Origin of the sequence: Rhizobium nepotum 39/7 (genome assembly GCF_000949865.1) — a bacterium.
In the GTDB taxonomy this organism is placed as follows: domain Bacteria; phylum Pseudomonadota; class Alphaproteobacteria; order Rhizobiales; family Rhizobiaceae; genus Agrobacterium; species Agrobacterium nepotum.
In genome coordinates, this window is record NZ_JWJH01000010.1 from 141938 (window position 1) to 156618 (window position 14681).

A 14681-nucleotide genomic window follows, 5' to 3' on the forward strand; every position below is an offset into this window, starting at 1 on the left:
ATCGGTTCCATGCCTGACGATAATCGCGATATGCCGAGCAGACCGTCGCCGGATGCGCTGCTGGAAAACGCCCGGCGCGAAGCGCGCGGCCGGCTGAAGATTTTTCTGGGCGCAGCGCCTGGTGTCGGCAAGACCTATGAAATGCTGATGTCCGGCCGGGCAAAGCTTGCGGATGGCGTCGACACCATTATCGGTGTCGTGGAAACGCATGGCCGCAAGGAAACCGAAATGCTGGTGCAGGGCTTCGAAATCATTGCGCGCAGGCGCATCGATTATCGCGGTCAGGTGCTGGAAGAGATGGACCTCGACGCCATTCTCGCTCGCCGTCCGTCTCTGGTTCTGGTCGATGAACTCGCACACACCAATGCCGCCGGCAGCCGCCACCCCAAGCGCTATATGGATGTTCAGGAAATTCTGGCGCAGGGCATCGATGTCTATACGACGCTGAACATCCAGCATGTCGAAAGCCTCAATGATGTGGTGGCGCAGATCACCCGTATCCGCGTGCGCGAAACGGTGCCGGACAGCATCATCGACCGCGCCGACGATGTCGAAATCATCGATATTACCCCCGACGATCTGATAAAGCGCCTGCAGGACGGCAAGGTCTATATGCCCCGCACCGCGCGGCGCGCCATCGAGAACTATTTTTCGCGCGGCAATCTGACGGCCTTGCGTGAGCTTGCGCTGCGGCGCACCGCCCAGCGGGTCGATGAGCAATTGCTCAACCACATGCAGTCGCACGCCATTTCCGGCCCATGGGCCGCAGGAGACAGGGTGCTGGTCTGTCTCGACCACGGCGGCAACGGTCCCGGTCTGGTGCGTTATGCCCGAAGGCAGGCGGATCGCCTGCGCGCGCCATGGACGGCGCTGCATCTGGACACGCCCCGCTCGCAGCAATTGTCGGAAGCGGAGAAGGACCGGCTGGCCAGCACCATGCGGCTTGCCCAGCAGCTCGGCGGCGAGACCGTGACCTTGCCGGCGCTCGACCTGACGCGCGAAATCATCTCCTATGCCAATGCCAACAATTTCACCCACATCATTATCGGCCGTCCAAGAAAATCGTGGTGGCAGCGGATTTTGCAGCGTTCTTTGACGCATGATCTGATCGACCACGCCGGCGATATCAGCGTGCATGTCATTTCCGGTGACAAGAGCGAGGAAAAGCCGGCGCAGAGCGCGAGGCTTGCGTCGCCGCCGTCACGCCAGTCTCTGCGGGCTTATCTCAACAGCACCCTGTTCGTCGGACTGGCGATCGTGGCCGGCATCGTGCTCGATCAGACGCTCGACGTTCAAAATCTGGCGCTCGTCTTCCTGATGGCGGTTCTGGCCGCCGCCGTGCGCGGTGGGTTGGGACCGGCGCTGTATGCCTCGGTGCTCGGCGCTGTCGCGTTCAACTTCTTCTTTCTGGAGCCGCGCTACACGCTGACGGTAAGCGCGCCGGATAGTGTCGTTGCCCTGCTGTTTTATTTCGGCGTGGCGTTGGTTGCCTCCAATCTGACGGTCGCCGTGCAGCGGCAGGCGGCGTCTGCGCGGGCAAGGGCGCGAATTACCGAGGACCTGTATCTTTTTTCCAAAAAGCTGGCTGGCACCGGCACGTTGGACGACGTGTTGTGGGCAACCGCTTTCCAGATGGCTTCGATGCTGAATGTCCGGGTCGTCCTGCTGCTGCCGGAAAACAATACGATAGCGGTCAAGGCAGGTTATCCCCCGGATGATACGCTGGTGGATGCGGATATTGCGGCTGCCCAATGGGCCTGGGAACACGACAAGGCCGCGGGCCGGGGCGCGGACACTCTTCCTGGCGCCAAACGTCTTTATCTGCCGCTGCGCACCGGCAGCGGTGCTGTCGGTGTCGTGGGGCTGGACGACGACCGGCTCGGCCCGCTTCTCACGCCGGAACAGCAGCGTATGTTCGATGCGCTGTCCGATCAGGCGGCACTCGCGATCGAGCGCATCCAGCTCGTCTCGGATGTCGACCGGGCGAAGCTGGCGGCAGAAACCGATAGGTTGCGCACGGCGCTTTTGACCTCCATATCCCATGATCTCAAGACGCCGCTCGCCGCTATTCTCGGCTCCGCAGGAACGCTCAAGGATTTTGCCGACGACATCCCTTCCGATGCACGCAACGAGCTGCTTTCAACCATCGTCGAGGAATCCGAACGGCTGAATCGCTTCATCTCCAACCTGCTCGACATGACGAGGATCGGTTCGGGTGCGATGGAGCCGAATTACGGGTTGCATTTCGTTGGCGATATGATCGGGACAGCACTCTCACGCGCGGCAAAAATCATTGTGAGGCACGAGATCGCTCTGGATATTCCCTCCGACCTGCCGATGCTGAAGGTCGATCCGGTGCTTTTCGAACAGGTGCTGTTCAATCTCATCGACAATGCAGCCAAATACGCGCCCGAACATACCGCAATTGACATTCGCGGGCGGCTGCTGGGCGGGCATGTCTTCCTGTCCGTTGCGGATGAGGGGCCGGGCATTCCCCCCGACGATACGCAGCGGGTTTTCGACAGTTTCTACCGGGTGCGCAAGACGGATCATGTGCAGGCCGGGACAGGTCTCGGGCTGTCCATCTGCAAGGGGTTCGTTGAGGCCATGGGCGGGTCGATCCGGGCGGAAAACAGGCCGGATCGCTCAGGCGCGCAATTTACCATAAGCTTGCCGGTTCCCGCCGAGGCGCCTGTGCTAGATCATGATTAGGGCGCGATTCCAGACGACAACCGTTCACGCGTTTCGCCATGCCGCTGAAGGAGATCGGGAATGACCAGTTCCGCCGTTCGCATTCTGATCGTTGACGACGAACCGCCGATCCGCAAGCTTTTGCGGGTAGGTTTGTCGACTCAAGGATATGCGGTCAGCGAGGCGATGAATGCCAGGGTCGCGATGGAACTGATGAACGAGGACAAGCCCGATCTCGCGGTTCTCGATCTCGGCCTGCCGGATATGTCGGGCCATGATCTTCTGGCGAAATGGCGGGGGGAGGGGCTGGCCCTGCCGGTCATCATCCTTTCCAGCCGAACGGACGAAGCGGGCATCGTCAAGGCACTGGAGCTGGGGGCCGACGATTATATCACCAAGCCTTTCGGCATGAACGAACTCGTCGCCCGCATCCGCGTCGCCCTGCGCCATCGCCTTCAAAGCCAAGGCGAAAGGCCGGTGTTCCAGACCGGCGACCTGTCGGTCGATCTCGTCAGGCGCATCGTCAAGGTGGAGGACAGGGAGGTAAAACTTTCGCCCAAGGAATATGACATCCTCAGGGTTCTGGTGCAGCATGCGGGCAAGGTGCTGACGCACCGTTTCCTGCTGGAGCATGCGTGGGATGAACTGACCGACGTGCAATATTTGCGGGTCTACGTGCGCCAGCTTCGCCAGAAGATCGAGAAGACCCCGGATCAACCGCGCTACATCCTGACGGAAACCGGTGTCGGTTACCGGTTGCAGGACGTTTGAGGGCGTCGTTTTAATACGACGCCCTCAGAGGTTTCGTCAGACGGCGGCGCAGATCGACAGGAATTCGTCCACATCGGCTTCTGTCGTCGCAAAGCTGGTGACCATACGGATCAGCACCTCGTCCTTGCCGACCTTTTCGGGCATATCACGCGGCACCAGCCAATCGTAGAACTTCGCGCCTTTTGCAGTTGCCGCTTCAGCTGCGGCCTTCGGCAGAATGGCGAAAACCTCGTTCGCCGTGGTCGGCCACGCTAAGCGCGCGCTGTTGAGCGAGGCGAAACCGGCACGCAGCCGGGTGGCCATGGCATTGGCGTGATTTGCGAGACCCATCCAGAGATCGTCCTGCAAATAGGCTTCGAATTGCGCGGCGATGAAGCGCGACTTCGAAAAAAGCTGGGCGGTACGCTTGCGCAGGAAGGCGAAGTCTTTGGCGAGCGCAGGATCGAAAAACACGATCGCTTCTGCGCACCAGCAGCCGTTTTTCGTGCCGCCGAAAGACAGGACGTCGACACCGCGTTTCCAGGTCATTTCGGCGGGCGTCGCGCCGAGTGCGGCAAGCGCATTGGCAAAACGCGCGCCGTCCATGTGCAGCGGCAGGCCGTTCTCCCTGGCGATCTTGGCAATCGCGTCGATTTCATCGAGCGTATAGACCGTTCCGGCTTCGGTTGCCTGCGTCATGGTGATGGCTGCTGCGCGCCCGTGGTGAACGGCATCCTGGGGGTAGCGCGCAATACGTTCGATCAGGTTTTCCGGCAGCATCTTGCCGTTCGGTCCCTCCACGGCGACCATGCGCATGCCGCTGAAGAAATCCGGCGCGCCGCATTCATCCTCGATCACATGGGCTTCGGAGTGACAGAAGGTCAGGCCGCCGGGGCGGGCGATACTTGCCAGCGAAAGCGAATTGGCCGCCGTACCCGTTGCGACGAAGAACACCGCCACTTCGCGTTCGAATATCTCGTTAAAGCGGGCTTCGATGGAAAGATCGAGTGCGCTGCTGCCGTAAGCGGCGGCAAACCGGGTGGATTCCCGCGAAAGCCGTTCGTTGATGGCAGGGTGGGCGCCAGCCCAATTGTCTGAAGCAAAAAACATCTCTGGAGGCTTTCCGATGGCTGGGGTTTTTAGTTTGCGAATGCACGGGGACGATCTGCGGCAAAGTTCTAGGACCTAACTTGGCGATTGGCAAATCCGGCAATGAAAGCAAAGGGTCGGATCGCTTTGCGACAAGAAAGTTTCGCATAATAGGTCAGTATCGAAATTTCGCGGCAAATCGGCGGCCCCACTAATTGGATTCGCACCCTTGCTAAATCCACTGGTTTCTGCCAAAATTCTTGCGAATTGAGACAGCTTTGCTGTCCTAAATTTGATCGAACCGGTTTGTATGCGGATTTTTCGGGAGCGAAAATTCGTGTCGAGCCGGATCTTCGCATGAAACCATGCAAGTAATTTTGCAGGAGGGACAAAAATGACGCACAAGCCGCAGGCAGAGATCGCCGCCGCAACCCAGACCACAGACTGTCCCACCGCGGCTGTGGCCGCACCCGTTTCTGCGAAGGGGCGTTTCGCGGGCGGCTTGCCGGAAAAGCAGGGTCTTTACGATCCGCGCAATGAGCACGATGCCTGTGGTGTCGGCTTTGTCGCCCATATGAAGGGCGTCAAGTCACACCAGATCGTCAAGGATGGCCTGTTCATTCTCGAAAACCTGACGCATCGCGGTGCGGTCGGTGCCGATCCGCTGATGGGCGATGGCGCCGGCATTCTCGTGCAGATCCCCGACCGTTTCTTCCGTGAGGAAATGGCGGCGCAGGGCGTTACGCTGCCGAAGGCTGGCGAATATGCCGTCGGTCACATCTTCATGCCGCGCGATCCTGCCCGTATCGAGCACTACAAGCAGGTCATCATCGATCTGATCGGTGAGGAGGGACAGCAGTTCCTCGGCTTCCGCGACGTGCCGGTCGACAATTCCTCGCTCTCCAGGGCTCCGGACATTGCCGGGACAGAACCGCATCACGTTCAGGTCTTCATCGGTGCCGGCCGCGATGCCGCCACCAATGCCGATTTCGAGCGTAAACTGTTCCTGATCCGCAAGGTCATCTCCAACCGCATCTATGACGAGGGTGGCGGCAAGGAAGCGCAGGATTTCTATCCTGTCTCGCTCTCCTCCTCGACCATCGTCTACAAGGGCATGTTCCTCGCCTATCAGGTCGGCGCTTATTACAAGGATCTGGCGGACCCGCGTTTCGAATCCGCGGTTGCGCTGGTGCATCAGCGTTTCTCCACCAACACCTTCCCGTCGTGGAAGCTGGCGCATCCCTACCGTATGGTTGCCCACAATGGCGAGATCAACACGTTGCGCGGCAACGTCAACTGGATGGCTGCACGTCAGGCCTCCGTTTCGTCGGTGCTGTTCGGTGACGATATCTCCAAGCTCTGGCCGATTTCCTATGAGGGCCAGTCGGATACCGCCTGTTTCGACAATGCGCTCGAATTCCTCGTGCGCGGCGGTTATTCCATGGCGCATGCCGTGATGATGCTGATCCCGGAAGCCTGGTCGGGCAACCTGTCCATGTCGGCGGAACGCAAGGCGTTCTACGAATATCATGCCGCGCTGATGGAGCCGTGGGACGGTCCCGCCGCTGTCGCCTTCACCGATGGCAAGCAGATTGGTGCGACCCTCGACCGTAACGGTCTGCGCCCGGCGCGTTATCTCGTCACCGACGACGATCGCGTCATCATGGCGTCGGAGGCCGGCACGCTGCCGGTGCCGGAGGAGCGCATCATCAAGAAGTGGCGTTTGCAGCCGGGCAAAATGCTGCTGATCGACATGGAAAAGGGCGCGATCATTTCCGACGAGGATGTGAAGCACGAACTTGCCGCCAAGCATCCCTACCGCACCTGGCTTAACCGCACCCAGCTCATTCTCGAAGACCTGAAGCCGGTGGAGCCACGGGCGCTGCGTCGCGACGTGTCGCTGCTCGACCGTCAGCAGGCCTTCGGTTACACCAGCGAAGATACAAAGCTCCTGATGTCGCCGATGGCGACGACGGGTCAGGAAGCCATCGGCTCGATGGGTACCGATACGCCGATTTCGGCCATGTCGGACAAATCCAAGCTGCTTTATACCTATTTCAAGCAGAACTTCGCGCAGGTCACCAACCCGCCGATCGACCCGATCCGCGAAGAACTGGTGATGAGCCTCGTTTCGTTCATCGGTCCACGCCCGAACCTTCTCGACCACGAAGGTGCGGCCCGCGCCAAGCGACTGGAAGTGCGCCAGCCGATCCTGACCAATGGCGATCTGGAAAAGATCCGCTCCATCGGCCACACGGAAGACCGCTTCGACACCAAGACCCTCGACTTCACCTATGATGTGGAGCGCGGCGCCGAAGGCATGCCGGACATGCTCGAGCGTCTGTGCGAGCGGGCTGAATCCGCCGTTCGCGGCGGTTACAACATCATCGTTCTTTCCGACCGTCAGCTCGGCCCGGACCGCATCGCGATCCCGGCACTTCTGGCGACCGCCGCAGTGCACCATCACCTGATCCGCAAGGGTCTGCGCACCTCGGTCGGTCTCGTCGTGGAAACCGGAGAACCGCGCGAAATCCACCATTTCTGTCTGCTCGCCGGTTATGGTGCGGAGGCGATCAACCCCTATCTCGCCTTTGACACGCTGCTCGACATGCACAAGCACGGCGCGTTCCCGAAGGAAGTGTCCGATGACGAAGTCGTCTATCGCTACATCAAGGCGGTCGGCAAGGGCATCCTCAAGGTCATGTCCAAGATGGGCATTTCCACCTATCAGTCCTATTGCGGCGCGCAGATTTTCGACGCCATCGGCCTGTCCTCGGAATTCGTCGAGAAGTACTTCTTCGGCACGGCTACCTCTATCGAAGGCGTCGGCCTGACGGAAATCGCCGAAGAAACCGTAACGCGTCACACGGCGGCTTTCGGCAAGGATCCGATCCTTGCCAATACGCTCGATATCGGCGGTGAATACGCCTATCGCATGCGCGGCGAAAGCCACGCCTGGACGCCGGATGCCATCGCCTCGCTGCAACATGCCGTTCGCGGCAACAGCAAGGAACGCTACCGCGAATTCGCGAGCATGGTGAATGAGACGGCGCTGCGGATGAACACCATTCGCGGTCTGTTCAAGGTCAAGTCGGCGGAAGCGCTTGGCCGCAAGCCGGTTACCATCGATGACGTCGAGCCGGCGGTCGATATCGTCAAGCGCTTCTCGACGGGTGCCATGTCTTTCGGCTCAATCAGCCGCGAGGCGCATACCACGCTCGCCGTCGCCATGAACCGCATCGGCGGCAAGTCCAACACCGGCGAAGGCGGCGAAGAATCCGACCGCTATATGCCGCTTCTGAACGGCAAACCGAACCCCGAGCGTTCTGCCATCAAGCAGATCGCATCCGGCCGCTTCGGTGTGACGACGGAATATCTCGTCAACGCCGATATGTTGCAGATCAAGGTGGCGCAGGGTGCCAAGCCCGGCGAAGGCGGACAATTGCCCGGCCACAAGGTGGATGCGACGGTTGCCAAAACCCGTCACTCGACGCCGGGCGTCGGCCTCATCTCGCCGCCGCCGCACCACGATATCTATTCCATCGAAGATCTGGCGCAGCTGATCTACGACCTGAAGAACGTCAACCCGGAAGCCGATGTTTCGGTGAAGCTGGTGTCGGAAGTGGGCGTGGGCACGGTTGCGGCGGGTGTCGCCAAGGCGCGCGCCGACCATATCACCATTGCTGGTTTCGACGGCGGCACAGGTGCCTCGCCGCTGACTTCGCTCAAGCATGCCGGTTCGCCCTGGGAAATCGGCCTTGCCGAAACCCAGCAGACGCTGGTGCTGAACGGTCTTCGTTCGCGTATCGCGCTGCAGGTGGATGGCGGTCTGAAAACCGGCCGCGACGTCATCGTCGGCGCGCTGCTCGGTGCGGATGAATTCGGCTTCGCCACCGCGCCGCTGATTGCGGCCGGCTGCATCATGATGCGCAAATGCCACCTCAATACCTGCCCCGTCGGCGTCGCAACGCAGGACCCGGTTCTGCGCAAGCGCTTCAAGGGCACGCCGGAACACGTCATCAACTACTTCTTCTTCGTGGCCGAAGAAGTGCGCGAGATCCTCGCTTCGCTTGGCGTTACCAGGCTGGACGAGATCATCGGCGCTTCCGAACTGCTCGAAAAGGATGAGATGCTGGCGCACTGGAAGGCCAAGGGTCTGGATTTCAGCCGCATCTTCCACAAGGTCGAGGCTCCGAAGGAAGCAACCTTCTGGACCGAGCGCCAGAAGCACCCGATCGACGATATTCTCGACCGCAAGCTGATTGAAAAGTCGCTGCCGTCGCTGGAGAACCGCGAGCCGGTTGTCTTCGAAGTACCGATCAAGAACGTCGACCGTTCCGCAGGCGCCATGCTATCAGGTGCACTCGCCAAGCGCTGGGGCCATAAGGGGCTGAAGGACGATACGATCCACGTGACGCTGCGCGGCACGGCGGGTCAGTCCTTCGGCGCGTTCCTGGCCCGTGGCATCACCTTCGATCTGGTGGGTGACGGCAACGACTATGTCGGCAAGGGTCTCTCAGGTGGCCGCATCATCGTGCGCCCGCCGGAAAACACCCGCATCATTGCGGAAAACTCCATCATCGTCGGCAACACCGTTCTTTACGGCGCGATCACCGGCGAGTGCTATTTCCGCGGTGTGGCGGGTGAGCGTTTCGCGGTGCGCAACTCCGGCGCGCTGGCTGTCGTCGAGGGTGTCGGCGACCATGGCTGCGAATATATGACGGGCGGTATCGTCGTCGTTCTGGGCGAGACGGGCCGTAACTTCGCGGCCGGCATGTCCGGCGGCGTTGCTTATGTTCTGGATGAGAAGGGTGATTTCGCGACCCGGTGCAACATGGCCATGGTCGAGCTGGAGCCGGTTCCGGAAGAGGACGACATGCTGGAAAAGCTGCACCATCACGGTGGCGACCTCATGCACAAGGGACGTGTGGACGTCTCCGAAGACATGACGCGCCACGACGAGGAGCGTCTCTACCAGCTGATTTCCAACCACTTCCACTACACGAATTCGGCGCGTGCCAAGGATATACTCGATCGCTGGAGCGAATTCCGTCCGAAGTTCCGCAAGGTCATGCCGGTTGAATACCGCCGTGCGCTTGAGGAAATGGAGCGCATGCGTCTGGGCGTGGCGGCGGAGTAATCCGCCGCGTGAGAACACTACACCAACTGGTCTCGCTGACGATCGCGGTCGCCGTTCCCACGGCGATCTATTGGACAAGCGGCGAGACCGGATTTGAATTCATCGTATTGGGGGCGGCTTTCGGTTTCGCCACCTGGTACTGGGGCCCGACAGGCGCTCCGCTTTGATGTGAGGACATATACCGTGGGCAAGGTAACAGGTTTTCTTGAGATCGACCGGCAGGTGGGCAAGTATCAGCCCGCATCGGATCGTATCCGCCATTTCCGCGAATTCACCATTCCGATGTCGGATGCCGAGGTGCAGAAGCAGGCGGCACGCTGCATGGATTGCGGCATTCCCTATTGTCATGGCCCGACGGGCTGTCCCGTGCACAACCAGATCCCCGACTGGAACGATCTGGTCTATAACAACAATTGGGAAGAGGCGATCGGCAATCTGCACTCCACCAACAACTTCCCGGAATTCACCGGACGCGTCTGTCCCGCGCCCTGCGAGGAAGCGTGCACGCTGAACCTCGAGGATGCACCGGTCGCCATCAAGACGGTCGAACAGGCGATTGCCGACAAGGCCTATGAGCTGGGCTTCATCGTGCCGAAGCCGGCGACGATCCATACCGGCAAAAAGGTTGCCATCATCGGTTCCGGCCCTTCGGGCATGGCGGCAGCACAGCAGCTTGGCCGCGCCGGCCATGAAGTGCATGTCTACGAGCGTGAATCGAAGCCCGGCGGGTTGCTGCGTTACGGCATTCCGGATTTCAAGATGGAGAAGAACTTCATCGATCGCCGTGTCGAACAGATCAAGGGCGAAGGCGTCACCTTCCATTGCGGCGTCAATGTCGGTGTGGATGTGACGGTCGAAGCGCTTCTGGCCGATCACGATGCCGTTCTTTATTGCGGCGGTTCGGAAACCCCGCGCCCAGCCGGTATCGGTGGTGCTGATTTTAATGGCGTTTACGACGCCATGCCCTACCTCGTGCAGCAGAACCGCCGCGTCGGCCGCGAAAATATCGACAGCATCGGCTGGCCGGCCGATCCGATCCTCGCTGGCGGCAAGCATGTCGTCGTCGTTGGCGGTGGTGATACGGCTTCCGACTGCGTCGGTACGGCATTTCGTCAGGGCGCGGTGAAAGTCACCCAGCTCGACATCCGCCCGATGCCGCCGGAAAAGGAAGACAAGCTCGCCGTATGGCCCTTTTGGGCGACGAAGATGCGCACGTCTTCCTCGCAGGCCGAAGGCGCTGTTCGTGAATTCCAGGTCGCTACGCTCGAATTCGTCGGCGAAGATGGCGTTTTGACAGGTGTGAAGTGCTGTCAGGTGGACGACCGGCGCAAGCCTATCGCTGGCACGGAGTTCATCATCAAAGCCGATCTCGCCTTCATCGCCATCGGCTTCTCCGGTCCTTTCACCGACAGCGTGCTGAAGGAAATGGATGGCAAGCTGTCGCTTAACACCGATCGTCGCGGTTCCACTAACGTGATCGCCAACGAAACGGACTACAAGACCTCGGTCGATAAGCTGTGGGCGGCGGGCGACGTTCGTCGTGGTCAGTCGCTGGTGGTCTGGGCGATCCGCGAAGGCCGTCAGGCGGCGCGTGCGATCGACGAAGAGCTGATGGGCGCAACCCTCCTGCCGCGCTGAGCGAGCTCATGCGGCGCAAGCCGTCGTAACGAAAACAGAAAGGCCTGTTGTGTTTTGCCACAGGCCTTCTGTTTGACAGGAAACAGCTGCGAAAACCGCAGGACTGTCTTCGGTTCATAGGCGGTGCCTATCGGATTCCTCCCGTGCCGCGTTTCAGCAATAGGGAAGGCTGATGCGGAAAGACGCACCGCCAGTGGAAGAATCGCTGATGGATATCTCGCCGCCATGGTACCGGACGATTTCCTGCACGAGGTTGAGACCGAGCCCGGTGCCGCGATCCTTCGGCCTCAGCCGGTGGAAGGCGTCGAACACGGCTTCCCGGTCTTCTTGCGGAATTCCGTTCCCTTCATCGGATATTTCGATCACGCGGTTACACGCCACCCTAAGGGTGATCGTTCCGCGATTGCCACCGTGCTCGATGGCATTTTGCACGATATTCATGATGGCGCGTTGTAAGGAGGCCTCATCCGCAAGGGCGAGGATCGGTTCCTCGTCCGCTTCGAACGCCAGCGCATAGCCCTGCGAGATCGCGAGTGGCGCTATATCCGCGACCACTGCTCTGCACAGCCTGACAAGATCGAGTGGCACCAGAGACAGTTTTTGTCCGCTCAATCGCTGCAAATCGAGCAATTGTTCAGCCAGCAGGGCAATACGGGCGGCGTCGGCCAAAATACGTGCGCGCTCCGGTCCATGGACAAGCGCTTCTATCCGGGTCTGCAAAATGGCGACCGGTGTGCGCAACTCATGAGCGGCATCGAGGATAAATCTTTTGTGGCGCTCGTATCCATCGTCAAGACGTCTCAACGCGCCGTTGACGGCCTGCACGAGAGGCGTCACCTCTCTCGGTATGTTGGTTTCCGGCAGCCGGTTGCCTCGCTTGTCGATATCGATCGTCTCCGCCTGCCGTACGATATTGGACAACGGCTTGAACTCTCTGCGAATGATCCAGGAAATGGCGATGATCGTGACGACCGACATCAACAGAAAAACGGGCAACATCAGTAGATTCGAGAATATGAGTACCGGAATGGTCATGCTGTAGAGGCCGCCGCGGCCCACCATGGCAAATTCGCCTGCGGGCCCTGACGCACGTCTGACAACGATCATGCGCAGATTTGCGAGATAGGAATAGGAGAGCGGTGCATCGCGAAGGTCGGAGACTTTGACGTCACTCAACTGTTGGTCCATGTTGAGAAATGCTTCAGGCACACGGCCATCTTCTATGATCTCGCCTTTTTCACTGATCGCGACGAACCAGAAATCAGGTGTTTTGTCGCGCAGTGCGGCTAGCTCCTCTGTCACCTTCAGGCTTATATGACCGTTTTCGTCTCTCTCGAGGGCGCTTGCTACGATCTGGGCGGATTGCGGGTCAAGCATGGCGCTTTCAGCACCCTTGGGAAGAATATAGCTGACCAGGGATACGCTGAGTATGAAGAGGCTACCGATTTGAAACGCCAGCATTTGCAGCGTCAGCCGGCGCTTCAGCGATTTCCTTTGCGCCAGCTTCATGCTGTCGCCCTCAAAAGATAGCCAACACCGCGAATACCGTGGACCTCGACACCCGCATCCACTGCCAGCAATTTGCGGCGCAAACGGGAAATATGGGAATCGAGCGCATTGGACTGGATTTCGTCGTCGAAGTTGTAGACGGCATCCTCAAGCAGCGCGCGCAGCACCGTTCTGCCTTGCCGCCGCAACAGGGCTTCGAGAATAAGCAGTTCGCGTCTGGTCAGGGCGAGAAATTCACCTCTGATGCGCACTTCGCGGGTTTCGAAGCAAAATTCCAGCTTGCCCAGTTTCGCCGTCATCGTCACGGCCCCGACCGGCCGGCGCAACAGGGCGCGGATGCGGGCGAGAAGCTCTTCGACGGCGAACGGCTTGGCCAGATAATCGTCCGCGCCGAGGTTCAGCCCATTCACCCGATCCGCAAGCGTGCCTTGCGCCGTCAACACGATGACGGGCGGGGTGACTGGCAGCAGGCGCAAATCCTGTATGAGCCGGATGCCGTCGCCGTCCGGCAATTGCCGGTCGAGCACGACGAGATCGTGGACACCGTCCATGATCGCGTGTCGCGCGAGATCAAGCGTGCCGACATTGTCTACGATGATATCGAAGCGGTGGAGAGCGGCGGACAGGGCTGCTGCCATTTCGCGTTCGTCTTCAACAAGCAGCAGGCGCATGAACTCGTCTCGGCAATGTCTGGCGTGCACCTTCCAGGCGGGAAGGAACGCTGGGCGTTAAATAAATATCACCCTGCAGGGAAGGCCGGGCAGGAGGAGGTAATTAGCCGCCCCACATTCCTGCGAAGCTATACCTACCCTGCCACTGCCGGATTGCCTGAACATTACGCCCGTTCGGGCGGTCGTCACGCGGAGAGAAAAGCGCCTATTGTCTGGCCGGAGCGGTATCCGGAACCACGCGATAATCATCGATACGGCCCGCCGGGGCGTCTGCCATCTCGCCCCGTTTGGTCAGCCGTTCGCGTGGCGATTCCACCACCGAGACGCGTGCCGGTCCGGCAGAGGCGTCGCCAAGCAGCTTGTCACCGCCATCGAGGTCCGGATCGGTCAGGCTGATCGGCTGCGTGCGCACCTGTCCCGCATCGATGCCGAGGGCCGGCAGGGACGTGAGCGCCGGCAAATTGCTGCCGTCCAGTTTCACGAGGTCCGGCCCGGCGCTGTCGAGGTGCCTGCGCACGAATTTTTCGACGTAAAAGGCGAGCTTGCGTTTGCCGGCGCTTGTCATACCGACGCCATCGGCTTCGCGCAGGCGGGCCTGCTGGCCGTTCATGTCGTAGCCGGTGATGACGAATTTTCCGGCCTCATCGACGAAGCCGTCCCAGACATCGACGAATTCGCCGCCGTATTTTTCGACATGGCTGCGATAAAGCCGGTTGAAACCGACGAGATCGGCTGTGAGCGAGGACGACTGAAAGGCGGGAAGGCCAACCCACAGCAGCGGCACCTTGGGCCGGCCGGCAAGGGTCAGCAGTTCATCAATCCGCCGCTCATATTCCTTGAACCAGACGTCGGTACCGAATTTTTCCCTGATATCGCCGATCTGCATCTGCTGGCGATCGTTCGATCCCATCATGATGACGATGGTGGCGGGATTGGTCTCGGTTATGAATTTCGGCAGGTTGGCGAACCAGTCGTAATAATCCGTGCGGACCAGACCGGAGGAACCGTTCGCACGCACATCGACGGCAATTGCCGGCGAGCTTGCAAAGGCGTTGACCAGTTCTTCCCCCATGCCGCCAGCCAGAAAATCACCGATGACCAGAACACGTCTTGCATTTTCAAGCTTGGCGGCCGGCTCCGGCTTTTCGGTTCGCATCTGAACCACCGAAGGCGTCTTTCGGGCGGGTTGGGGG

At 60.1% G+C, this 14681-nt stretch carries 9 protein-coding genes; 5 read left to right on the forward strand and 4 right to left on the reverse strand.

What is annotated here, in order from left to right:
- Positions 1–9 precede the first annotated feature (9 nt).
- Together RS75_RS12500 and RS75_RS12505 are read left to right on the forward strand one after the other, a co-directional pair.
- Positions 10–2712: a sensor histidine kinase gene (locus RS75_RS12500; protein ID WP_045020887.1), complete on the forward strand. Its 2703-nt coding sequence runs from the start codon at positions 10–12 to the stop codon at positions 2710–2712.
- A gap of 60 nt (positions 2713–2772) precedes the next feature.
- The gene (locus tag RS75_RS12505; protein ID WP_045020849.1) at positions 2773–3462 is read left to right on the forward strand and encodes a response regulator transcription factor; all 690 of its coding nucleotides are present in this window, start codon (positions 2773–2775) and stop codon (positions 3460–3462) included.
- A gap of 36 nt (positions 3463–3498) precedes the next feature.
- Here the strand turns inward: RS75_RS12505 and RS75_RS12510 are convergent, their stop codons facing one another.
- The gene (locus RS75_RS12510) at positions 3499–4551 is read right to left on the reverse strand and encodes a threonine aldolase family protein (protein WP_045020852.1); all 1053 of its coding nucleotides are present in this window, start codon (positions 4549–4551) and stop codon (positions 3499–3501) included.
- A 373-nt stretch (positions 4552–4924) separates the two neighbouring features.
- On the opposite strand from RS75_RS12510, the gene gltB reads away from it, so the two are divergent.
- Genes gltB through RS75_RS12520 form a run of 3 tightly spaced genes read left to right on the forward strand, consistent with a single transcriptional unit; the run spans position 4925 to position 11308 of the window.
- Complete coding sequence (gltB, locus tag RS75_RS12515) at positions 4925–9670, forward strand: glutamate synthase large subunit (RefSeq protein WP_045020854.1); 4746 nt, start codon at positions 4925–4927, stop codon at positions 9668–9670.
- An 8-nt stretch (positions 9671–9678) separates the two neighbouring features.
- A complete protein-coding gene (locus RS75_RS26895) occupies positions 9679–9837 on the forward strand; it encodes a hypothetical protein (RefSeq protein ID WP_167341584.1) in 159 nt (52 codons plus the stop codon).
- 16 nt (positions 9838–9853) lie between these two features.
- Complete coding sequence (locus tag RS75_RS12520) at positions 9854–11308, forward strand: glutamate synthase subunit beta (RefSeq protein ID WP_045020856.1); 1455 nt, start codon at positions 9854–9856, stop codon at positions 11306–11308.
- A gap of 153 nt (positions 11309–11461) precedes the next feature.
- On the opposite strand, the gene RS75_RS12525 is transcribed toward RS75_RS12520, so the two are convergent.
- The 3 genes from RS75_RS12525 to RS75_RS12535 all read right to left on the reverse strand — a co-directional run.
- On the reverse strand, positions 11462–12817 hold the full coding sequence (locus RS75_RS12525; RefSeq protein ID WP_045020858.1) for an ATP-binding protein: 1356 nt from the start codon (positions 12815–12817) through the stop codon (positions 11462–11464).
- Positions 12814–13488, reverse strand: a complete 675-nt coding sequence (locus RS75_RS12530) for a response regulator transcription factor (protein ID WP_045020860.1) — start codon at positions 13486–13488, stop codon at positions 12814–12816. Before RS75_RS12530 ends, RS75_RS12525 begins: the two co-directional genes overlap by 4 nt.
- A 205-nt stretch (positions 13489–13693) precedes the next feature.
- A partial coding sequence (locus RS75_RS12535; RefSeq protein WP_045020889.1) for an SGNH/GDSL hydrolase family protein occupies positions 13694–14681 on the reverse strand: 988 nt, incomplete at its 5' end.